This window comes from Acetobacter fabarum (assembly GCF_022483405.1).
In the GTDB taxonomy this organism is placed as follows: domain Bacteria; phylum Pseudomonadota; class Alphaproteobacteria; order Acetobacterales; family Acetobacteraceae; genus Acetobacter; species Acetobacter fabarum.
In genome coordinates, this window is record NZ_JAKVNI010000001.1 from 2,197,772 (window position 1) to 2,220,326 (window position 22,555).

Annotated in this window: 18 protein-coding genes and 1 tRNA gene; 12 read left to right on the forward strand and 7 right to left on the reverse strand. The window is 56.6% G+C overall.

Annotation, left to right across the window (positions count from 1 at the left end; genetic code table 11):
* Positions 1–25 precede the first annotated feature (25 nt).
* The gene (locus tag LKE65_RS10225; protein ID WP_086646001.1) at positions 26–1,357 is read right to left on the reverse strand and encodes an Nramp family divalent metal transporter; all 1,332 of its coding nucleotides are present in this window, start codon (positions 1,355–1,357) and stop codon (positions 26–28) included.
* A gap of 279 nt (positions 1,358–1,636) precedes the next feature.
* On the opposite strand from LKE65_RS10225, the gene LKE65_RS10230 reads away from it, so the two are divergent.
* Positions 1,637–2,134 (forward strand): peptide deformylase, encoded by a 498-nt coding sequence (locus tag LKE65_RS10230; protein ID WP_278741269.1) that lies wholly within the window; start codon positions 1,637–1,639, stop codon positions 2,132–2,134.
* A 131-nt stretch (positions 2,135–2,265) separates the two neighbouring features.
* Here the strand turns inward: LKE65_RS10230 and LKE65_RS10235 are convergent.
* Positions 2,266–2,339: transfer RNA gene (locus LKE65_RS10235), tRNA-Cys, on the reverse strand.
* A gap of 195 nt (positions 2,340–2,534) precedes the next feature.
* Here LKE65_RS10235 and LKE65_RS10240 point away from each other — a divergent pair.
* From LKE65_RS10240 to msrA, 5 genes are all read left to right on the forward strand, one after another.
* On the forward strand, positions 2,535–3,203 hold the full coding sequence (locus LKE65_RS10240) for a protein-L-isoaspartate O-methyltransferase family protein (RefSeq protein WP_278741270.1): 669 nt from the start codon (positions 2,535–2,537) through the stop codon (positions 3,201–3,203).
* Positions 3,204–3,328: 125 nt separating this feature from the next.
* Entirely contained in the window at positions 3,329–4,768 is a 1,440-nt protein-coding gene (locus LKE65_RS10245) for a TolC family outer membrane protein (RefSeq protein ID WP_086645998.1), read from the forward strand.
* 30 nt (positions 4,769–4,798) lie between these two features.
* Positions 4,799–5,419: a DUF2497 domain-containing protein gene (locus LKE65_RS10250; RefSeq protein WP_278741271.1), complete on the forward strand. Its 621-nt coding sequence runs from the start codon at positions 4,799–4,801 to the stop codon at positions 5,417–5,419.
* A gap of 136 nt (positions 5,420–5,555) precedes the next feature.
* Positions 5,556–8,252 (forward strand): valine--tRNA ligase, encoded by a 2,697-nt coding sequence (locus tag LKE65_RS10255; protein ID WP_278741272.1) that lies wholly within the window; start codon positions 5,556–5,558, stop codon positions 8,250–8,252.
* A 62-nt stretch (positions 8,253–8,314) separates the two neighbouring features.
* Positions 8,315–8,857: a peptide-methionine (S)-S-oxide reductase MsrA gene (msrA, locus tag LKE65_RS10260; protein ID WP_278741274.1), complete on the forward strand. Its 543-nt coding sequence runs from the start codon at positions 8,315–8,317 to the stop codon at positions 8,855–8,857.
* Here the strand turns inward: msrA and LKE65_RS10265 are convergent, their stop codons facing one another.
* The 5 genes from LKE65_RS10265 to LKE65_RS10285 are packed head-to-tail and all read right to left on the reverse strand — an operon-like array spanning position 8,858 to position 14,505.
* Positions 8,858–10,213 (reverse strand): ABC transporter ATP-binding protein, encoded by a 1,356-nt coding sequence (locus tag LKE65_RS10265; protein WP_278741276.1) that lies wholly within the window; start codon positions 10,211–10,213, stop codon positions 8,858–8,860.
* 15 nt (positions 10,214–10,228) lie between these two features.
* Positions 10,229–11,974, reverse strand: coding sequence for an ABC transporter permease subunit (locus LKE65_RS10270; RefSeq protein WP_278741277.1), 1,746 nt, complete (start codon positions 11,972–11,974; stop codon positions 10,229–10,231).
* Positions 11,971–12,450, reverse strand: coding sequence for a dUTP diphosphatase (dut, locus tag LKE65_RS10275; protein ID WP_086645992.1), 480 nt, complete (start codon positions 12,448–12,450; stop codon positions 11,971–11,973). The genes LKE65_RS10270 and dut overlap by 4 nt, the downstream gene beginning before the upstream one ends.
* Before the next feature lie 39 nt (positions 12,451–12,489).
* Entirely contained in the window at positions 12,490–13,716 is a 1,227-nt protein-coding gene (gene coaBC, locus LKE65_RS10280) for a bifunctional phosphopantothenoylcysteine decarboxylase/phosphopantothenate--cysteine ligase CoaBC (protein WP_278741278.1), read from the reverse strand.
* 6 nt (positions 13,717–13,722) lie between these two features.
* Complete coding sequence (locus tag LKE65_RS10285) at positions 13,723–14,505, reverse strand: class I SAM-dependent methyltransferase (protein ID WP_086645990.1); 783 nt, start codon at positions 14,503–14,505, stop codon at positions 13,723–13,725.
* A gap of 29 nt (positions 14,506–14,534) precedes the next feature.
* Here LKE65_RS10285 and mutM point away from each other — a divergent pair, with 29 nt between their 5' ends.
* The 6 genes from mutM to gyrB all read left to right on the forward strand — a co-directional run bounded on the left by mutM (position 14,535) and on the right by gyrB (position 22,521).
* Positions 14,535–15,374 carry a bifunctional DNA-formamidopyrimidine glycosylase/DNA-(apurinic or apyrimidinic site) lyase gene (gene mutM, locus LKE65_RS10290; RefSeq protein ID WP_278741279.1) on the forward strand — a complete coding sequence of 280 codons (840 nt, stop codon included), beginning with the start codon at positions 14,535–14,537 and terminating at the stop codon, positions 15,372–15,374.
* Between the two features lie 138 nt (positions 15,375–15,512).
* On the forward strand, positions 15,513–15,782 hold the full coding sequence (gene rpsT / locus LKE65_RS10295; protein WP_086645988.1) for a 30S ribosomal protein S20: 270 nt from the start codon (positions 15,513–15,515) through the stop codon (positions 15,780–15,782).
* A gap of 341 nt (positions 15,783–16,123) precedes the next feature.
* Positions 16,124–17,563: a chromosomal replication initiator protein DnaA gene (gene dnaA, locus LKE65_RS10300; RefSeq protein ID WP_165924890.1), complete on the forward strand. Its 1,440-nt coding sequence runs from the start codon at positions 16,124–16,126 to the stop codon at positions 17,561–17,563.
* Between the two features lie 117 nt (positions 17,564–17,680).
* Positions 17,681–18,805 (forward strand): DNA polymerase III subunit beta, encoded by a 1,125-nt coding sequence (gene dnaN, locus LKE65_RS10305; RefSeq protein ID WP_095348826.1) that lies wholly within the window; start codon positions 17,681–17,683, stop codon positions 18,803–18,805.
* A 50-nt stretch (positions 18,806–18,855) separates the two neighbouring features.
* Positions 18,856–19,989, forward strand: a complete 1,134-nt coding sequence (gene recF, locus LKE65_RS10310; protein ID WP_278741844.1) for a DNA replication/repair protein RecF — start codon at positions 18,856–18,858, stop codon at positions 19,987–19,989.
* Positions 19,990–20,082: 93 nt separating this feature from the next.
* Entirely contained in the window at positions 20,083–22,521 is a 2,439-nt protein-coding gene (gyrB, locus tag LKE65_RS10315) for a DNA topoisomerase (ATP-hydrolyzing) subunit B (RefSeq protein ID WP_086645986.1), read from the forward strand.
* Positions 22,522–22,555 lie beyond the last annotated feature (34 nt).

A 22,555-nucleotide genomic window follows, 5' to 3' on the forward strand; every position in this document is an offset into this window, starting at 1 on the left:
AATACCAGCAGACTTGTTCCGGACATTACAGCGCAAGTGTGTCGTAAAGTAGTTTAAAGTTCAGGATAAGAATAACCCCGGCGACAAACCAGGAAAGAACCGCAAAGGGGCGGGAAATGGCAAAAGAGCCCATCATTTTGCGGTCTGAAACAAACAGAACCAGAGGAATGACCGCAAAGGGCAATTGCATGGACAGCACAACCTGACTGGCCATGAGCAACTGACCAACACTGGCGTTACCATACAACACAATGCCGACCATGACCGGAACAATTGCCAGCCCACGGGTTAAAAGCCGCCGCGCCCAGTGTGGCAGTCTGAGATGCAAAAACCCTTCCATCACAATCTGCCCGGCAAGCGTTCCCGTAATGGTCGAATTTGTGCCCGCAGCCAGCAGAGCCAGCGCAAACAGGGTAGAAGCAACCCCCAGCCCCAGAAGAGGGGAGAGCAGGTGGTAGGCATCCTGTATTTCCGCCACATCCTGATGCCCTGTTGTATGGAAGGCTGCGGCAGCAACAATCAGAATGGCGGCGTTAATAAACAGGGCCAGCATAAGTGCGATTGAACTATCCCATGTGGCCCAGCGTATGGCGTCCTTGCGGCCACGTTCCGTCCGCTCATACGCCCGGCTTTGTACTATGGAGGAATGCAGGTACAGGTTATGGGGCATAACGGTCGCCCCTATAATGCCAATGGCAATATAGAGCATTTCGCTATTGGTCAGGATTGAGAGCGAAGGCTTCATACCAGCCAGCACAGCCGCCAATGGGGGAGCCGCGGCTATAAGCTGCACGGCAAAACACAGGGCGATAATGCTTAAAAGCCCAATGATGAATGCCTCCAGATACCGAAACCCACGGTTCATGAGAAACAGCACCAGCAAGGCATCAAGGCTGGAAATTAACGCACCGCCAAGGAGGGGAATATGGAAGAGCAACTGCAATGCAACCGCGGTGCCGATAACCTCCGCCAGATCGCACGCAATAATAGCCAGCTCGCAGGCAACCCAGAGCAACGCATTAAGCGCGGGATGAAAACGCTGCCGACAAGCCTGAGCAAGATCAAGCCCTGTTGCAATACCCAGACGGGCAGAAAGAGCCTGCAATAAAATAGCCATGAAATTGGATAACAGGATAACAGATAGCAATACGTAGCCGAACCGCGCCCCACCTTGCAGGTCCGTTGCCCAGTTGCCGGGGTCCATATACCCGACGGACACCATATACCCCGGCCCTACGTAGCTTAAAAAGCGCCGCATCCAATGGGTATCATCCCTCGGCACACGGATACTGGCGAAGGCCTCCGGCAAGGAATGCCGGCTATCGGCATGATCGGGATGAAAGACAGGTGGCTGCATTATTTCTGGCACTCAGGCAATCCAGCTTGTGTGGCACAGGCGATGCCATGCCCAGAGGCACAAGACCAGATTTCGGGAATAAGTACTTTATTGGTCCTCATTCCAGGACTGTGGCAACAGATCTGCCATTGGGCAAGCCCCCAACGCGTTCTTGAACACAACGGTTCACCTGTAAAATCCAGCCGGGCTGTGCTCCCAAGGTTTATGCCGTGTATACTAACGCGCTACAGGTCACGCCCGACCGCAAGCGAACTGCTTTATTCTGTCAGAAGATACGCCATGACCGTACAGCCTGTTGTCCTTTTCCCCGATCAGCGTTTGCGTGAAGTCGCCGTGTCAGTTACCTCGTTTGACAGCACATTGCGCACCCTTGCAACGGACCTGCTGGACACACTCCGCGCTGTTCAGGGGCTAGGCATAACCGGCCCACATATTGGCGTTGGCCAGCGCGTGGTTGTTCTTGATCTGCCAGATTGCGATGAACCGGAAACCTACATTAATCCAGAAATTATCTGGCTATCCGAAGATACCGTCATGAATGAAGAGGGCAGCATCTCCATGCCAGGTATATCCGCCACAGTTATGCGTCCGGCAAAGCTGAAGGTCCGGTATGCAGACCTGAATGGCCATATGCAGGAGAGGGAGGCTGATGGCCTTCGTAGTGTCTGCTTACAGCACGAGATTGACCAACTGGATGGCGTCTTCTGGCTGCAAAAGCTCTCCAGCCTCCGGCGTAACCGCCTTATGGCACGGTACAGAAAACTCCAGCAGCCATGAGCCGGATAGCAAGGAGCGACTAGTCAGCTACACCCGAGTACACATCTGCACCAAAATATTAGCCAGTGCTGGTATGCCCTTTGACGCAACAACTTGCGCTGGAAACATACATTTAACATTTTGAGGAGGAGTGGAGGTCCGGGCGGGAATCGAACCCACATACGCGGATTTGCAGTCCGCTACATCACCATTCTGCCACCGGACCAACGGTGTATGGTGGGAGCGTTATGTCCTTTTCTTTCAAATTGGTCAAGCCGTTGTGTTGTGCCAATTTTAAAACAGTATGTCAGACAGACTCCTGCCCATGGTCGGCGCGGGTCAACCGGGTAGATGGCCAATCAGGAGTGTACGCAGCATGAATGCCCATACGGCCACCGCCATGCTTCAAGGAGAACAGTCAATGGATGCAACCCTGTATGCCCAAGCACGCAACCTGATGGTGGACGACCAGTTGCGCCCATCCGAGATTACCGATTCGCGTATTCTGGAGATCATGCGCCACCTCCCGCGTGAGCACTGTGTTCGCCCCGACCTGCGCAATGCGGCTTATGCAGATACCAGCCTGCCCTTGGCGCAGGGCCGTGTTTTGTCACAGCCCCTCCTGACTGCCCGCCTTGTGCAAGCGGCAGAACCATTAGCCGGGCAGCGTGTTCTGGTTGTGGGAGCCTCCACCGGTTACACCGCTGCCCTTTTTGCACGGCTTGGCCTGCATGTGACCGCACTCGAACCCAATTCCGAACTGGCACAGATCGGGCAGGGGTTCTGTCAGGCTCAGGCCCCGGACGTTGTCTGGCAACAAGGCGCTCTGACCGGAGGGGCGGCAGACTCGGCTCCTTATGACCTGATTTATTTTGATGGCTGCATTGCAACACTTCCTGACTTCTGTGACCGGCAGCTTTCCGCCAAAGGCCGCATTGTAGGTTTGCTACAAAGTGGGTCATCCCTCCCGGAAGCCTTTAGTGCGGTCAGGGAACCCGGATATTCCAAGCCATTCAGGCTGACATTCCTGTTCGAAGCGCAAGCGCCACTCCTGCCCGGTATGGTGCCTGAACACGCATTCTCCTTTTAAAAAAAGGCACAGAAGGGCGTCTCATTTTCAATCCGTCACAAACTATAAAATGGAATTTAATCTCGCATCATGGCAAGGAACAGTGCCGCAAACCTATTGCGGTAACTGCAAGCGGGAGCAGCCTCATGCGGCGTATTTGCGAAACCGGCCTGAGCCTGGCGGTCATACTGTGCGGCACAACCGCATGGGCGCAAAAATACGATGGAAGCGGCTCCCCCTCCTTTATCCCGCATACACTGCAGGAATCTCTGGCCGCCGCGTATCTGACCAATCCGACCCTGCAAGCGGCACGCGCTTCGCTCCGCGCCACGGACGAGAGTGTACCAACCGCCCTTGCAGGCTGGCACCCCACAGTAACCGGGCAGGTCGGCCTTTCTTACTATAACGGGATCAATGATTATCAGGGGGTCGGGCATCCCCGCACGCACCAGTCCCTGCGCCGTTACGATACACCGGGATATTCGGCGGGTGTTGCAATCAATCAGCCAATTTACACCGGGGGCAAAACCACAGCCGCTACGCATGAGGCCGTTAATCAGGTCATGGCCGCGCGTGCGCACCTGATTTCGGTTGAACAGCAGGTCTTCAAACAGGTCGTCAGTGCCTATGTGGGCGTGATTGAAGACGAACAGCTCCTGCAACTGAACATTAACAATGAACGGGTTTTGCAGCAGCAGCTACGCGCAACCAGTGAACGCTACAGGGTAGGGGAAATTACCCGGACCGACGTTGCTCAGGCGGAAGCCGCCTACGCGTCCGCACAAGCCGCACGCCAGCAGGCTGAGGGCACATTGCAGACTGCTCAGGCAACCTACATGCAGGTTATTGGCATGGCACCGCCCCCTAATCTGGTGCCGCCACAACCCTTGGTCCTGCCCGTTAAAAATGAGCAGACCGCCGCCGCACTGGCGGTCAGGAATAACCCCGATGTTATTCACGCACTTTTTACCGAGGCATCGCACAAGGATTCCGTGGGCGTTGCCATGGCTGCCATTCTCCCCAAAGTGTCCGCGACAATGGGGTATCAGCATCAGGTTAATCAGGCCCTGAACAACCAGATCAATGACAGTAAATACGCGGCTCTCAACTTCAATATCCCCATTTATCAGGGGGGATCGGAGTATGCGGCGGTCCGTCAGGCCAAGCAGCTTGCGCAGGAGGCACACCGGGAGGTGGACGTCCAGCGCCGTGCAGCGGCACAGGATGCGGTTTCCAACTGGCAGAAGCTGGTCACTTACCGGGCGTCCATCGCAAGCAATCGGGTTGCGATTAAAGCGGGTACCGTAGCACTGGGGGGTGTAGAGCGGCAGGCCATGGTTGGCACCAGCACAACCCTTTCCGTCCTGCAGCAGCAGGAGAGTCTGTTGCAGGCTCAGGTGGCCCTTGTGCAGAGCCTGAGCAACATGGTCCTGTCCTCTTACAACGTGGCAGCCGCCATTGGACGCCTGACTGCTGTTGATCTGAAGCTGAATGTTCCCCTTTATGATGACAAAGCATACTATAACGCGGTAAAGGATCGGTTATGGGGGTTGAACGATTACGCGCTCAACCAGCCGGGTCGATAATGTTAAGCCAGCAGTGGCAGGGATGTTTGTATGGTGTCGCCTCAGGACTCATCAGAAGAAACAGGTAAATCCGTAGCGGATACCCTGTCTTCCATTCGGCAGGTACTGCATGATGAGCACCTCTCGGCTACAGCAGAACATGCCCCGGAGCCGCAGGATGAACAGGACGACGATGTGCTTGTCCTCTCTCCATCCATGATGGACTCTGCGCAGCAGGGGGAAAAAGAGGCTCCCGCTGCCCCCACCCGTACCACGGATACAGCTCAGGCAGCCGGCAAGGCCGACCTTGTGCAACCGCGGACCGTGGATCATGATGAAGTATTATCTGTAACGGATCTCAGGCAGATCGAACTTAACAAAAAGGCTGAACATACCATGTCTGGTCCACTGCCCATCCCTTTGAATGACGAAACGGTTTCCGATACCGCCAACTCATTTGCCGTGCTGCAGAAAAGCCTGCAGGAAAAATATCTTAGAGAACATGAGGAGAGAAAAGTGGCTGTCACGCATGAAGGGTCTCTGACGGTTGAAGACATCGTGCGCCAGGAAGTGCGCGTTTTCCTCAAAAAATGGCTTGATGCCCATCTGGCAAGCATTGTGCAGGCTGCTGTACGCAAGGAAGTTGAACGCCTGACGCAGCGCGGTCTGTAAGGTTTTCTTCCCCTCCATTGGCCTGTAACCCTATGGGGGCAGGCCAATGGAGGGGAATCCTGTGGTCTGTTAATTGCTTTGCAAAGGCGGGGGCTAGATGCCTTCCGCCTTTTTTACGTGGTGTGGTTGGATAAATATGCTGAACAAGACTTTTGAGCCTGCACAAACAGAAAACCGGCTGTACGAACTGTGGGAAAGCAAGAAGGCTTTCTCTGCCCAGCCAGCAAGCGACAAAAAACCTTTTACCATCATGATCCCGCCACCCAACGTTACCGGCACCCTCCATATGGGCCATGCGTTGACCATGACCTTGCAGGATACCCTGATCCGCTGGAAGCGCATGCAGGGGTTTGACACCCTTTGGCAGCCCGGCACGGACCACGCCGGCATTGCAACGCAAATGGTTGTCGAGCGCACATTGGCAGCCGAGGGCAAAACAACCCGGCAGGATATGGGCCGCGATGCCTTTATTGAGCGCGTGTGGCAGTGGAAGGAAGAATCCGGCGGGGGCATTACCCGCCAGCTGCGCCGCCTTGGTGCATCGCTCGACTGGTCGCGTGAGCGCTTTACCATGGATGAAGGCCTCTCCCGCGCAGTCAAGGAAGTCTTTGTTTCCCTCTACAAGGATGGTCTGATTTATCGGGACAGGCGGCTGGTCAACTGGGACCCCGCATTCCGCTCCGCCATTTCTGATCTGGAGGTGGAAAGCAAGGATGTCGCAGGCAACCTATGGTACATCCGCTATCCGGTTGAAGGGCAGGGCGACGCAACCATTACTGTTGCCACCACTCGCCCCGAAACCATGCTGGGCGACACGGCCGTAGCTGTTCATCCCGAAGATGAACGTTACAAGAGCCTGATTGGCAAATTTGTTCGCCTGCCCCTGACAGGCCGCCTGATCCCGATTGTGGCGGACGAACACTCCGACCCGGAAAAAGGGACCGGCGCGGTCAAAATTACGCCTGCGCATGACTTTAATGACTTTGAAGTCGGCCGCAGGCACCAGCTCCCCATGCTCAGCATTCTGGACGAGCAGGCCCGCATTGTGCTGGACGAGATAGAAGAAGAACTCAGCGCGCAGGATGGTCTGGCCGACCCCGCCTTTGTTCGCTCACTTGCTGGCACCACGCGAGAAGAGGCACGCAAGATTATTGTCGCTAAGCTGGAAGAAACCGGCTGGCTGGAAAAAATTGAACCCCATCGGCATCAGGTTCCTCATGCGGAACGCGGGGGAGCTGTAATTGAGCCCCGCCTGACCACCCAGTGGTATTGCGATGCTGGCAAACTGGCGGGGCCTGCCATTGAGGCCATTACTTCTGGCCGGGCCAGCTTTATTCCCAAACAGTGGGAAAATACCTTTTTTGCATGGATGCGTGACATCCAGCCCTGGTGCATTTCCCGCCAGTTGTGGTGGGGGCACCGCATCCCCGCATGGTATGGGCCGGACGGTCATGTGTTTGTTGCCCATGACGGTGAGGACGCGCAGCAACAGGCTCAGGCGCATTACGGCAAGGCAGAACCCCTGACACAGGACGAAGACGTACTGGATACGTGGTTCTCGTCGGCACTATGGCCGTTTTCAACGCTTGGCTGGCCGGACAAAACACCCGAACTCGACCGGTATTACCCAACGGATGTTCTGGTAACCGGCTTCGACATCATTTTCTTCTGGGTAGCCAGAATGATGATGATGGGCCAGCACTTCATGCACGACGTGCCCTTCCGCAACATCTTCATCCACGGTCTGGTGCGCGATGAGCACGGGCAGAAGATGTCCAAAAGCAAGGGCAACGGCATTGATCCGCTGGAGCTGATCGAGGATTACGGCGCAGACGCCATGCGCTTTACCATTTGCGCCCTGACCGGCATTGGGCGGGACGTCAAACTCGGCCGCAAACGGGTGGAAGACTATCGTTCCTTTATTACCAAGCTCTGGAATGCCGCCCGCTTTTGCGAAATGAATGGCGTACGAGCCCCGGTCAACTTTGACCCCACACAGGTCCAATCCCCTCTTGGCCGCTGGATTCTAGCCGAAGCCGCAACCGCCATTGCCGAGGCAACCCGTGCGCTGGATGCCTATCGTTTTGATGAATACGCACTGACCTGCTACCGCTTTGTCTGGAACCGCTTCTGTGACTGGTTCTTAGAATTTGCCAAGCCGGTCTTTAATTCCGCCAATGATCAGGAAGCAGCAGAAGTCCGCGCCGTTGCAGGCCATGTGTTGGGCGTGATCCTGCGCCTGCTGCAGCCTGTTGTGCCATTTGTAACAGATACACTGTGGCATGAATTCGGCTTTGGTGAGGAAGGCAGCCTGATAGCCGCGCAATGGCCTGAACCCATTGCCCCCACCGGCGCAGACGAAGCCATGGCAGAATGCGAGCAGATTATTCGCCTGATTACGGAAATCCGCACCGTTCGGGCGGAAATGAACGTTCCGCCGTCACAAACTGCCCCTGTTCTTCTCAAGGATGCAGCGCCACTAACGCTGGAACGCATTGGCCGGTGGCAGGAAGCCATTTGCCGCATGGCCCGCGTAACACAGACAAGCTCGCTTGCCGGGGATATTCCCAAAGGCTCCGCTCAGGCTGTTGTGGATGAAGCTACGGTCATTATCCCGCTGGAAGGGCTGATTGATCTGTCCGTTGAACGCGAGCGGCTGAAAAAAGAACTGTCCAAAGCGGAAGATGAAGTCGCCAAGACCGAAAAAAAGCTCGGGAACGAAAACTTTGTCAGCCGCGCCAAACCAGAAATCGTGCAGGAAATGCGCGATCGTCTGGAAAGCCAGCAGGGTGAATGCGTACGTCTTAAAGCGGCCCTGTCCCGCATAGCCTGAACAAACAGGCCCCACGAACCCAACATATTCGTGGGGCTACCTGACTGAAGGGGAACATACACATGGCGGAAATAGCAGTGCTGGGGGGAGGTTGCTTCTGGTGCCTGGAAGCCGTTTATCGCCAGATGCGTGGCATAACCTCAGTTGTTCCCGGTTATGCGGGAGGCACGGTTTTACACCCCACATACCAGCAGGTCTGCTCCGGACAAACGGGGCATGCCGAGGTTGTGCAGTTGGAGTGGGACCATTCCGTGCTGAATTACCGCCAGATACTGGACTGCTTTTTTACACTCCATGACCCCACAACCCTGAACAGACAGGGACACGACGTTGGAAGCCAGTATCGGTCTGTCATTTTTTATACGTCCCCACAGCAGCGCGACATTGCTCAGGAAGCCATAAGCGGCATCACAAATAGCAATTTATGGGGAGCAAAACCCGTAACAGAAGTGTTGCCACTGGATACATTCTGGCCAGCCGAACCCGAACATCATGATTACTATGCCAAGCACCCGTATGCCGGGTACTGTCAGGCTGTTATTGCGCCCAAAGTCACCAAAGCCCGGCAGGCTCTGGGGGACATGATGTTACAAGCAGGGGAATAACTACTCGCGGCTGTCATCTGGCAGAAAAAAACGGTCGCTCTCTTCATCATAGTCGAACAGTTCTGCAAAACGGGTCCAGCCGATAATGGTCTGGAGTGTCTGCCGCGCATAATCGGGGGACATGCAGGCTTCCAATTCGTCACGGAAGCGCTCGGCTTTAACGCTATGCGTCGGACGTTCATCCAGCAGGGCACAAATCATTTTAACCAGCGGCACATGGTGCCTGAGCGCGTGGCCCATAATGGCTTTGCGCTCATCCAGATCACTCAATACAAAATGAACGCCCTCGTTGGTCAGCAGGATGTCTCCATCCTCCAGTTCGGCCAGAGCCAGCAGCTCCAGAGATTCCCCAAGCGGGAACAGATCATCCAGTTCAAGCTGCAATTTTTCTGCAAGAACCGGCAGATCCGCTCGCCCGTTCAGGGGGGGGGCGGCGAGAGCCTCCATCATGCCGATCATCATGGTAATGGACACAGGCACCAAAGCCCGAAACCCCGGCACCACGGAAGATGCCGCCGAGGAGCGGTGCATCAGATCTGCTTCCGAGATAATTGGCGCGCGCTGCGTCATCAGTGCGTAAATATGATCGACCAACTGGCGGAAGCCCGCATCCTCCCGGTTCCGCGGGTGAGGGAAGGGGACAGGCAACACATGGGCAATACGGCCGGGATTGGAAGATGAAATCACAATCCGGTCACACATCAACACGGCTTCTTCAATGTTGTGTGTCACAATCAGCATGCTCTGCACGGGCAGTTTGTTGTCTGACCAAAGTTCGACCAGATCGGTCCGCAGGTTTTCCGCGGTCAGAACATCCAGTGCGGAGAACGGTTCATCCATCAGCAGCAGGGCCGGATTAACCACAAGTGCCCGGGCAAGCCCCACACGTTGCTGCATGCCCCCAGAAAGTTCCTTGGGCCATGCATTTTCGTACCCACCAAGGCCGATCAGGTCGATTGCACTTTCCACCAGCGGATCACGCTCGGCAGCAGGCACACCCTTTGCATCCAGGCCAAGAGCCACATTTTCTTCAATGGTCATCCACGGGAAAAGCGCAAAGGACTGAAAAACTATGGCAACATCGGGTGTTGGCCCTTTAAGAGGCTCCCCCTTCCACAGCACCTCCCCCGAGGTAGGGGGGAGCAACCCGGCAATAATCCGCAACAACGTGGATTTACCCAACCCGGAACGCCCCAGCAGCCCAACAATTTCACCCGCATGGATCGTCAGGTTCACATCATCAAGCACCTGCACATCCGCGGTACTATCCTTATGATAGAACTGCCGGACGTTGCGCAGCTCCGCCAGAACTGTCTGTTGCGGCGGAGTACGCCCAGGTTGAGAGGGAAAGACCATTTCAGGTTAATCCGTTCAATTCAGTTTCAGACGGCGAGAAACATAGTCAGACAAAGGGCGCCATAAAAAAGCGTTCAAGGCCATCATAAACAGGCACATAGCAACCGCGCCAAGGGCTACGGCACTTACATCCCCCCGGGCAGCGGCCATGGCCATAAAGCTGCCAAGACCGTGCACACTCAGCGTGGCCTGCCCCCACTGGAGCCATTCCACAGCAATGGCGGCATTCCATGCGCTGCTGGTTGCCGCCACAAGACCCGCCAGATAGTACGGTAAAATCCCGGGCAACAGTACCTTGCGCCACCACAGGCTACCTGTAACATTCAGGTTACGGGCCGCTTCCAGCAGGTCAGACGGATAAGCACTCGCACCAGCCAGAACACCCAGAGCAATATACCACTGCGCACCCAGCACAATAAGCGGGGATTGCCAGAACGTGGGCACAAACGGACAAGCCACCAAACCAGCCGCCCATAATGGAAACAGCAGGTTGGCAGGAAAAACAGTGCAATACTGAATAAGCCGCTGCATCCGCCCGGCATAAGGTGATTTTAACCCCAGCCAGACACCAAGAGGGATCCAGATAAGGGATACCAGCCCCACCATAACAAAAACACGCAGCCCGGTTATGCCGCCACACAGGATAACAGAAAAAAGAACAGGCAGACCACAGGTGGCATACAGCAAGGGCCACGCCGTAACAGCAGCAAACAGCGCGACCACAACGGCTAAAGCCGCCACAAGCCAACCACCCCACTGTGTGTTTCCGTCAACCGTATGTTCCTGCACATAACGCGCACCTATAGGCAGGCGGCTGAACCTGCGCGCGGCATTGACACAGAACAGCACACACAGACGAAACAGGTGCGTACGCCGCAAAAGTTTAAGAAACCAAGGTTCCGCGAGGTGCGGCTCCCCAACCTTGCCAGGTTGAAAGCGCACCGCCCAGGCCGACAGCGGGCGGAACAGAATCTGGTCAAAAACAACAATAATCACCAGCATGCACGCAAGCGCTGCCAGCAAAGCGCCTACATTGCGCTCGCACGCCGCCTGCCGGACATAAGAGCCGATCCCTGCAAAAAGCCAGTTATGGCCATCCAGCACTACGCTCTCGGCATATAATGCAGCAAACCAGCTCCCCCCCATGGACAACATGGTTTTGCGCACCAGCGCAGGGATGGCAAAAGGCACTTCCAGCTGCCAGAACTTCTGCCACGATGTCAGCCCGAAGCAGCAGACCACATCTTCCAGTTCAGCCGGAACACCATAAAACCGCTGGCAGAGAACCTGCACCATGCCCCAGAACTGGCTGCACCAGATGGTCATGATCACCACAACCTCGGCCCCTACAGCCTGTGTTGGCATGTGGCTTTGCACAAAGGGCAGAACAAGCAGCGGAATAGCCAGAACAGGAAAAGCCTGCCCAACATCCAGCAATGGTAGCAGACATTTGGCGGCCCAGCGGCTGCGGAAGATAAGCGCTACACACGACAAAACCGAAACAAGGGACAAGCCCAGCCCAAGCAGCATGCGGCCTATGGTCTGCACCGCGTAGTCAGGCAGGTACACAAGCCCTAGCGGCAAGGCTTCCACAGCACCAGACAACACGGTGAGATTGGACGGAAGATACGCAACACATAACAGGATAACAGAAAAAACAAGAAACCCGGCAAGCCAGCTCCCATGCCTTTTGCCGCAGGATGCGGGCAGGGAGGAACATAACTCAGGAGAAAATGGAAATTCCTGCTGCCGGTCGCTCATGACGCTCCCGTTCCCGTACTGCCAAACCCTCCCGCCCCGCGCTCGGTTTCATCCAGATTGTCGCATTCAATCCAGGTTGCACGGATAACGGGCGCAATCACAGCCTGCGCAATACGCATGCCGGGCTCTACAACAAACGCTTCCTGCCCTGCGTTCATGACAATCACGCCGATCTCGCCACGATAATCTTCGTCAATGGTTCCCGGCGCGTTTGGCAGGACAATTCCATGTTTAAGGGCCAGCCCGGAGCGGGGGCGTACCTGTAGTTCATACCCGGCGGGGAGAGCGATGCTCAACCCGGTTGGGACAAGCCCCCTCTGCCCGGGTTCAAGCCGCAGAGGAGCATCAAGAGCAGCCAGAAGGTCCATGCCCGCTGCCCCCTGCGTGGCATATGCTGGCAGGGGAAGGTCCAGTCCATGAGAAAGTCGCCGAACCTTTATACCTACGGTACCGGACGTTTTTTCAGAGACGGACATGCACTACTCCTTGGATTTGAACCAGATATTGTATCAAGGTTATTCAGAAAGCCAGTCCGTTATACGCGCGGCAAGCTGTTTTGCCACGTCTGCCTTGCTCATTCTGGGCCAGTGCTCAACATTACTCGCGGTTATCAGCACAACTTCGTTATTCACCCCACCCATATTGCCGGACTGGGGGCTTACGTCATTCGCTACAATCCAGTCGCACTGCTTGCGCTGGCGTTTGGCGGTAGCGTGCGCGATGACATTTTCCGTCTCAGCCGCAAACCCCACCACCAGCCGGGGGCGGCCCGCACCCGGAGCGGAAAGTTCGGCCAGAATATCGGGGTTGGGCACAAGTTTTATGGCAGGGGCCGTATCGGAGCCGCCGGTCTTTTTTATTTTCTGCCCGGCTTCGTGCTCAGGCCGCCAGTCGGCCACCGCGGCAGTGCATACTGCCACATCAAACGGGCCGCTCCCCATAACAAGAGCCTGCATTTCCCGCGCGGTTTCGCACGCCAGATACGTCACCCCAGCAGGAGCTGGAAGGGATACAGGGCCACTCACCAGAGTAACGCTTGCTCCCATGTCAGCTAGAGCCGAGGCAAGGGCAAAGCCCTGCTGGCCGGACGACCTGTTGGCAAGGTAACGCACGGGGTCCAGTGGCTCATGTGTTGGCCCCGCCGTAACCACAATACGGCACCCCGCCAGCGGCCCTGCCTGGCATTGCTGCTGGCGGAAAAAAGCCAGAACTACATCTTTAATTTCAACAGGCTCAGGCATACGCCCCGGCCCAAACTCGCCACAGGCCATGGGGCCACTGGCAGGCGGCAGGATGCGCACACCCCGCTCGGTTAGCAATGCCACATTGGCCTGTGTTGCGGGGTGCTCCCACATGCGCACGTTCATGGCAGGCACAGCCATAACTGGGGCATCTGTTGCAAGGAGCAACGCCCCGGCAAGGTCATCCGCCAGACCACTGGCCATGCGCGCCAGCAAATTAGCCGATGCCGGGCACACAAGCACCAGATCCGCCGAGCGTGAAAGGGCGATATGCCCCATTTCCTGCTCAGCAGTCAGGGAGAACAGGTCCGTGTGCACCGGCTGCCCGCTTAGGGCCTGTAACGTGAGAGGCGTTACAAACTGGCTCCCCCCTTCGGTCAGCACGCACCGGACCTGCATGCCTTCAGCCTGTAGCAGACGCAGCAGTTCCGGGGCTTTGAAGGCGGCAATACTACCGCCAATAATCAGCAGAACCGAGCGGGCAGGGAAGGAAGCAGACATGCCGGATCAGATACGCCAGCCGGAATGGATAGCCGCAATCCCACCAGACAGGGACTGATAACGCACATGGGACAGACCAGCCTCACGGAACATATCCGCCAGTGTTTCCTGATCCGGGAACATGCGTATGCTTTCCGCCAGATACTGGTAACTTTCGCGGTCCTTGGCGACCATCCCGCCCATGGCAGGCAACACCTTGAAGGACCACGCATCGTAAATGGGAGCCAGCGCGGCAACCTGCACACGCGAGAACTCCAGGCACAAAAAGCGCCCACCGGGTTTGAGCACGCGGCGCGCCTCGCGGATCACGGCCAGCTTGTCCGTGCAGTTACGCAAACCGAAGGCAATGGAAACGCGATCCACAGACATATCGCGCACAGGAATAGCCTCGGCATCCACAACGCAGAAGGAAAGATCGGACACCAGACCACGGTTCAGAGCCCGGTCACGCCCGACAGAGAGCATGCTGCGGTTGATGTCGGTCATAACAACAGGACCGCCACCGGCCTTGAGCCAGCCGAACGAAATATCGCCCGTACCACCAGCAAGGTCGAGCAGTGTCAGGCCGGGCTGGGGGCCGAGTTCCGTTACGAATATGCGCTTCCATATTCGGTGGATACCCAGCGACATGATGTCGTTCATCACGTCGTATTGTCCGGCTACGCTGTCGAACACGCCGCGGACGAGGTTTTTCTTTTCTTCCTTCCTGACGGAGCGGAAGCCAAAATCCGTTTCTTCCACAGTTACGTCAGAAGGAGCGGGGGAGGGCGCAAAAGAGTTGTCGGTCATGGGTTTCCTCTATACCCTGCTTTATAGCCATGCCGGAACTCCCCGAAGTAGAAACCGTGATGCGCGGCATGCAGATAGCCCTGCAAGATCGCGTTATTGAACAGACCATTATCCGTCGCCATGACCTGAGATGGCGGATTCCTGCCGATTTTTCACAGCAGGTTACGGGCTCCACAATCCTGAGCTTTTATCGGCGGGGTAAATATATTCTTATCCGCCTGTCCTGTGGCCAGTCGATTGTGCTGCATCTGGGCATGTCAGGACGGGTGCTGCTCGATTCTCCCAAAACACCCCAACCACACGAACATGTGGTTTTTATAACCGATGACGGCAAACGCTGCGGATACATAGACCCGCGCCGTTTTGGCATGATGGACCTTGTTCCCACCCACGAAGAAGACACCTACCGTGCTTTTGTAAAAATGGGGCCTGAGCCATTAGGCAACCAGTTCAGCCCGCAAACCCTGCTGGAGGCGGGCAAGGGGCGACGCACCACCATAAAGCCTTTCCTGCTTGACCAGCATGTGGTGGCCGGGTTGGGCAATATTTATGTGTGCGAGGCCCTTTACCGTGCAGGCATCGCACCAACCATGCCGGCCTGCGACCTCAAACCCAAAGCAGCGGGGGCACTGGTCCGCGCCATCCGCGCCGTTCTGCAAGATGCCATCGCCGCAGGTGGGTCCAGCCTGAAGGACTACGTGCGCCCAGAGGGCGGGCTAGGCTACTTCCAGCACGCATGGCAGGTTTACGGCAAAAAGAACCAGCCGTGCCCCAAGTGCTCTGGCACTCCCAAATGCGCCGGTGTGCAACATATGACACAAGCCGGCCGCACGACCTTCTTCTGTCCGCAACATCAGAAAAACGGGTAAAATTCGAGCGTTTGGAGCGGAACATGCTTGACTGAAAGCGCATGCGTGCATTACAGCACCGCTTACTCTTTGTGCTGATGGGCCATTGCGGCGCGTTGGCACCTTACTTTTTCTTAGTGCTGGACAGAATAGAAACTCATGGCGAATATCGCTTCGGCGCGTAAGCGCATCCGGCAGACCGCGAAGCGGACTGCCCGTAACACGGCCCGCAAATCCCGCATGCGCACTTTCATCAAGAAAGTGGAAACCGCGATTGAATCCGGGGATCAGGCAGCCGCTCGTGAAGCCCTGCGCGTTGCACAGCCGGAAATCCAGCGTGCAGCCAGCAAAGGCGTTGCACACCACAACACGGTTGCCCGCAAGATTTCCCGCCTGTCTGCCCGTATCAAGGCGCTGGCAGCAGCGTAATCAAGCGATCGGGCGCTCCGTAAGGAGCGCCTATGCGATTGTTTGCAGCAAAGCCGAATCATCAGGCCGATGGTTCGGCTTTGCTTTTTGTATGTGGCCATTCCCTGCCACAATCCTGCCCTGCGACCGGGAAATGCTTTTTCGTTGCCCGCGGGCATGACACTGCTTTATCTTGGTTGGAATGCCCTTGAGCAAGCCAGACCAAAAAGAGTATCCACGGTCCTGCTGAGGCAAGGTATACGCATCAGGATAAACTAGCGCCGGCAGCCTGTGTTAGAACACGGAAGCCGTTGAATTTTTTGCGCAGCACATGCGCCTTTAATGACCGCTCGGGAGCAAAAATGACAATCGGAGTGGACGATGACGAAAGCGCCTTTTCCCGACTGGAAGACAATAAAGGGCTTGCGGAATCGTGGCTGCGTATCTGTGGCCGCCTGAAAGGTGAGGTCGGGGAGGTTGAATACCGCACCTGGCTAACCCAGATTGCCCTAGGGCCGATTGATGGCGACGAAATTACGCTCCTTCTGCCCACCCGCTTTTTGCGCGACTGGGTCCGTAGCCAGTACGGAGACCGCCTGAACGAGTTGTGGCATAACGAGATTCCCTCCATTCGGCGGGTTGAATTGCAGGTTGCCCGCCCGGGTGACCCGGCTCCGCTACCCGTCACTGAAGTTGCCGCTGCACCAGCAAGTGCCGCCCCCCTCCCCACGGAAGACAACAGCCCGGCAAGCCGCCCGGTTGCCGAAGTGCGCAGCGACCTCGTAACCGCGCTGGACAGCCGATTTACGTTTGACACGTTCGTTGTCGGCAAACCCAACGAATTTGCCTATGCCTGCGCGCGCAGGGTGGCTGAAAAGCCCTCCAGCGTCGGCTTTAATCCGCTCTTCCTGTACGGTGGCGTCGGCTTGGGTAAAACGCACCTCATGCACGCCATTGGTGCGGAACTGGTTAAAAGCGGCAATGTCTCGGTGGCCTATATGTCTGCCGAAAAGTTCATGTACCGCTTTATTGCGGCCATTCGCTCCCAGTCCACGATCGAGTTCAAGGAGCAGCTTCGCTCCGTGGATGTCCTGATGATCGACGATCTTCAGTTCCTGATCGGTAAGGACAATACTCAGGAAGAATTCTTCCATACGTTTAACGCTCTGGTGGATGCCGGGCGCCAGATTGTGGTTTCGGCCGACAAGTCCCCCTCGGACCTGTCCGGGCTGGAGGATAGGCTCCGCACCCGTCTGGGCTGTGGCATGGTGGCAGATATTCACGCCACAACATTTGAACTGCGCATTTCCATTCTGGAAGCCAAGGCAGCTGCATCCGGTGTGGTGGTTCCCGCAAAGGTGCTTGAGTTCCTTGCACACAAGATCACATCCAATGTGCGTGAACTTGAAGGCGCACTGAACCGCCTGATCGCCCACGCCAACCTGTTTGGCCGACCGGTCACGCTCGAAGCCACGCAGGATGTGCTGCACGATATTCTCAAGGCCCACGACCGGCGTGTGACCATTGAGGAAATCCAGAAAAAAGTGGCTGAACACTGGAATATCCGCTTAACGGACATGTCCTCCGCCCGCCGTGCGCGTAACGTGGCACGCCCGCGCCAAGTGGCCATGTATCTGGCCAAGCAGTTGACCAGCCGCTCGCTACCCGAAATTGGCCGCAAGTTTGGTAATCGTGACCATACCACAGTCATGCACGCGGTTAATCGCGTAACGGAACTGATGGAACGTGACGCAGCATTTGCAGAAGATGTGGAACTGATGCGCCGCATGCTGGAGAGCTAGAACCAGCACCTTCAAAAAGATTGACGGATAAACGCGGCCTGTTAGTTTTAGAATGGATAAGACGGGTTCCATCTCCGCTCAGGAGTGCAGAACTTGCTGTGCAGGAAAGAGGGATACATGAAGTTTTCGGCAGAGCGCGCAACGCTCCTTAAAGCGTTGGCTCATATCCAGAGCGTGGCGGAAAAGCGTAACACCATTCCCATTCTCGCCAACGTGCTCATGCAGGCTACAAACGGGCAGCTATGCCTGAAGGCCACCGACATGGAAATCGAGGTGGTTGAAACCGTACCAGCCACCATCACACGGGAAGGGGCCACGACTGCGCCGGCATCCGTGCTGTACGAAATCGTGCGCAAGCTGCCTGATGGTGTTGAAGTTGAGCTCGACCAGACAGACAGCGATGGCCAGCTCCACCTGCGCGCAGGCCGCTATGCCACTCACCTGAATGTGCTGAGCGTTGACGATTTTCCGTCCATGGGGGCAGGGGACTTCCCGCACAAGTTCCAGTTGAATGGTGCTGTTCTGCGTTCGCTGATCGACCGCACCCGCTTTGCCATTTCCACGGAAGAAACACGCTATTACCTGAACGGCATTTTCCTGCATGCCGCAGACATTGACGGCAAACCGCTACTCCGCGCCGTTGCCACGGACGGCCACCGTCTGGCACGGGTAGAAGCAGAAATGCCCGCAGGTGCCGCAGGCATGCCCGGCGTGATCATCCCGCGTAAAACCGTGGCAGAACTGCGCAAGCTGATTGATGAAGCACCGGAAGACATTGCCGTTGCCCTTTCTGAAACCAGAATTCAGTTCACGGTTGGGCCGATCACCCTAACCTCCAAACTGATAGACGGCACCTTCCCCGAATACGAACGTGTTATTCCGCGCAATAACACGCGTATTTTGCGCGTTGGCAAAAAAGACTTCTCCGATGCCGTGGCGCGTGTGGCTGCCATTAGCCAGGAACGTTCCCGCCCGGTTAAGCTGATGCTCGAACCCGGCCTGCTTACCCTCTCCGCCAGCAGCGCAGAGCAGGGAACCGCCAAGGAAGAACTGGACGACAACCGGATTTCCTATGATGCTGAATCGCTGGAAATCGGCTTTCAGGCCCGCTACCTGAACGATATTACCGATCAGGTGGAAAAAGAGGTCGAGTTCTGCTTTGCGGATAGCGCATCCCCCACCATTGTCCGGGATGTGGATAGCCCGTCGGCCTTGTATGTTCTGATGCCGATGCGCGTGTGACAAGCGCCGCACCACGCCTGCACACATCACCCACCTTGTTCGCCAGCAAGGTGGGGCAACCTTCCACACGGTTGCAACTGGCCAGACTGACCCTCTGCCGCTTTCGGAACTACGACCAGCTCACCCTTTGCCCCCAGGCCCCCATTGTTGTGCTGACGGGGGAAAACGGCAGCGGGAAAACCAACCTGCTCGAAGCGGCTTCGCTCCTCACGCCCGGTCGCGGCCTGCGCGGCGCATCCCTTGGCCAGTTTGGCCAGAACGGAAGTGCCCATTGGGGTGTTGCCTCCCAAATTATGGTTGACGGCGACCCCATGGAACTTGGTACGGGGCTTCAGCCCGGGACCGATGCCCCACGCCGCATTTTTCTGCTCAACGGCAAACCCCTTCGTAACCAGAACGCATGGGAAAACCCTTTGGCCGCTGTGTGGCTAACCCCACAGATGGACCGGCTGTTCAGCGAAAGCGCATCTGGCCGACGGCGTTTTCTGGATCGGTTGGTCATGGCCGCTTATCCCCACCATGCGCGCGAACTGGCAGCGTATGACCGCGCCATGAGCCAGAGAAACCGCCTTCTGCAAACCCGCGCCAATGAACCCGTCTGGTTATCCGGGCTGGAGGCCGCCATGGCGCGGCATGGAGCATCGGTCACTGCGGCACGGAACGAGACCGTCCGCCAGATCAACCTCTATGCCCAGCAGGATATGGATGCCTTTCCTGCTGTGCAGATCAAACTGCTCTGCGCCATAGCGGACAAGCTTGAGCAGCATCCTGCCTTGCATGTGGAAGATTGGCTCAAGGAACAACTCGCCACATCGCGCATGATGGACCGAGAAAAAGGGCGCACCAGTCTTGGCGTGCATAAGAGCGACTTCGCACTTACCGACCTTAAAAAACAGCTTCCTGCAGCACTGGCCAGCACCGGCCAGCAAAAATCTCTGCTCATCGGGCTTATTCTGGCCCATGCCCGTCTGGTTAGCGACCACAGAGGAACAGCACCGCTGTTACTGCTGGATGAACCTCTGGTCCATCTGGACGAACAGCGCCGGTTATCTTTGCAAAAAATTCTACAAAATTTGCAAAGTACTGTGCTCATAACCGGCACGGACCAAGCGCCGTTTGCGCCATTGCAGGGACATGCCGAGTTTGCAACGCTCCGGCAGGGCGCTTTTTTGTCGATCTGCTGACAAAAGGGGCCTTCGGGCGCTGGTCGCAATGCCATGGGCGGAGTATAAGACCACAATGGCTTCCATTCTTTTTTTGCGGAGTGCAGCATTCTTATGACAGACCTCTCTCAGCCTACGCCATCTGCTGGTACCGAAGAGTATGATGCCGCGTCTATCTCTGTGCTGAAGGGGCTTGATGCTGTCCGCAAACGGCCCGGAATGTACATCGGTGATACTGATGATGGTTCCGGCCTGCACCACATGGCATTCGAGATCATTGATAACGCGGTGGACGAGGCGCAGGCCGGGTTTGCATCGCGCTGTGTTCTCACCCTTAATGCAGACGGCAGCGTAACTGTTCGTGATAACGGGCGCGGCATTCCGACCGATATGCACCACGAGGAAGGTATCAGTGCCGCCGAAGTAGTGCTGACCCGCCTGCATGCAGGCGGCAAGTTCAACCAGAACTCCTACAAGGTTTCTGGCGGGCTGCATGGCGTGGGTGCGGCCGTTGTGAACGCGCTTTCGGAATGGATGGAAGTGCGCATCTGGCGCAATGGCCATGAACACTGCATCCGCTTCCATGATGGTGAGCGCGATGCCCCGCTTGAGGTTGTTGGCCCGTCAGCTGAAGAATCCGGCACACAGGTCACCTTCAAGCCCAGCCTGCAGACCTTCCCAAAGATCGAGTTCGACTTTACCATTCTCGAACGCCGGCTCCGCGAACTGGCGTTTTTGAACTCCGGCTTGGAAATTGTTCTGCGGGACGCCCGCGTTACCCCTGTGCGGGAAGAAACATTCTACTATGAGGGCGGGCTGGAAGCCTTTGTAAACTGGCTTGACCGTTCACGCACATCCCTGATCACCCCGCCAATTACCGGCAGTCTGGAAAACCCGGATAATGGGATCAAGGTTGAATTTGCACTGAGCTGGAATGACAGTTTCCATGAAACCATGCTCTGCTTCACCAACAATATTCCTCAGAGGGATGGTGGGGCGCATCTGGCAGGTTTCCGCCAGGCTCTGACCCGTGTTGTTGGCAAATATGCCGAAAGCATTGCCAAAAAAGACGCCCAGTCCCTTCAGGGTGAAGATATGCGTGAAGGCTTAACCGCCGTTCTGTCGGTTAAAGTGCCGGACCCCAAATTTTCGTCCCAGACCAAAGACAAGCTTGTTTCCTCCGAAGTGCAGCCTGTGGTGCACGCGGCTGCAGCCGATATTATTGCCCACTGGTTTGAAACCCACCCCAAGGAAGCAAAGACTGTTGTTTCCAAGGTGCTGGACGCTGCATCGGCGCGTGAGGCCGCACGCAAGGCGCGTGAACTGACACGCCGCAAAGGCATTCTGGATGTTTCGTCCCTTCCGGGTAAGTTGGCCGATTGTCAGGCCCGCGACCCCGCCAAAGCTGAACTGTTTATTGTGGAAGGGGATTCCGCAGGCGGCACGGCAAAACAGGGCAGGGACAGGCGCTTTCAGGCTATTCTGCCGCTCAAAGGTAAAATCCTGAACGTCGAACGTGCCCGTTTTGACCGCATGCTTGGCTCGGCTGAAATTGGCACGCTGATCACCGCTCTAGGCACAGGCATTGGCCGTGGGGAAGTCGATCAGGGTGGTTTTTCCATAGAAAAGCTCCGTTACCATCGCATTGTCATCATGACTGACGCTGACGTGGACGGGTCCCACATTCGTACCCTGCTACTGACCTTCTTCTTCCGCCAGATGCCTGAACTGATCGAACGCGGTTACCTCTACATTGCCCAGCCCCCCCTATACCGGGCCAAGCGCGGGAATGAAGAAACCTACCTGAAGGATGATGCGGCACTGGAGCAATATCTGCTGGATAAAGCGCTCAGCAATGCAAGCTTTGTCTATGCCGATGGCCGCACGGTCAGCAATACGGAGCTGGAGGCTGATCTGCCGTTTATCCGGCAGGCGTGTCAGGCTATTTCCCGCATTTCCACACGCATTCCCGCGTGGATTGTCGAGCAGGTTGCTCTTGCTGGTGCGCTCAGCGCTGACCTTGAACAGCTCCAGCAGCGCATGCCCGCACTCCAGCAGCGGCTGGATGCCGCGTCTCCCACCACCGAGCGGGGATGGAAGGCCGTTGCCAGCGTGGATGGTGTAGAACTCGCACGCAATGTACGCGGCGTTGGGGAAATGTACCGCATAGACCCCGCCACACTGGCAGGCGCGGATGCACGTTGGCTGACAGCCCAACTGGCACGGTTGCAGAAAGACTTTGAAACCGGCGTTGTACTGAAGTTTGAAACCACGGAACACCGCCTGAACGGGCCGTCTGACCTGTTTACGCGTCTGCTTGCACAGGGCCGCCGTGGCCTTGCCATTAACCGCTTTAAAGGTCTTGGCGAAATGAACGATGCACAGCTTTGGGAAACCACACTGGACCCCGCCATGCGTACCCTTTTGCAGGTACGCGTTGGGGACGTGGAAGAAGCCGGAGATGTGTTTACAACCCTGATGGGCGATGTGGTTGAGCCACGCCGTGACTTTATTGTGGGTAACGCGCTTAAGGTCGCCAATCTGGACGTCTAAGACGTCCCACCTGCTTACAAAAAAGACGCCATGG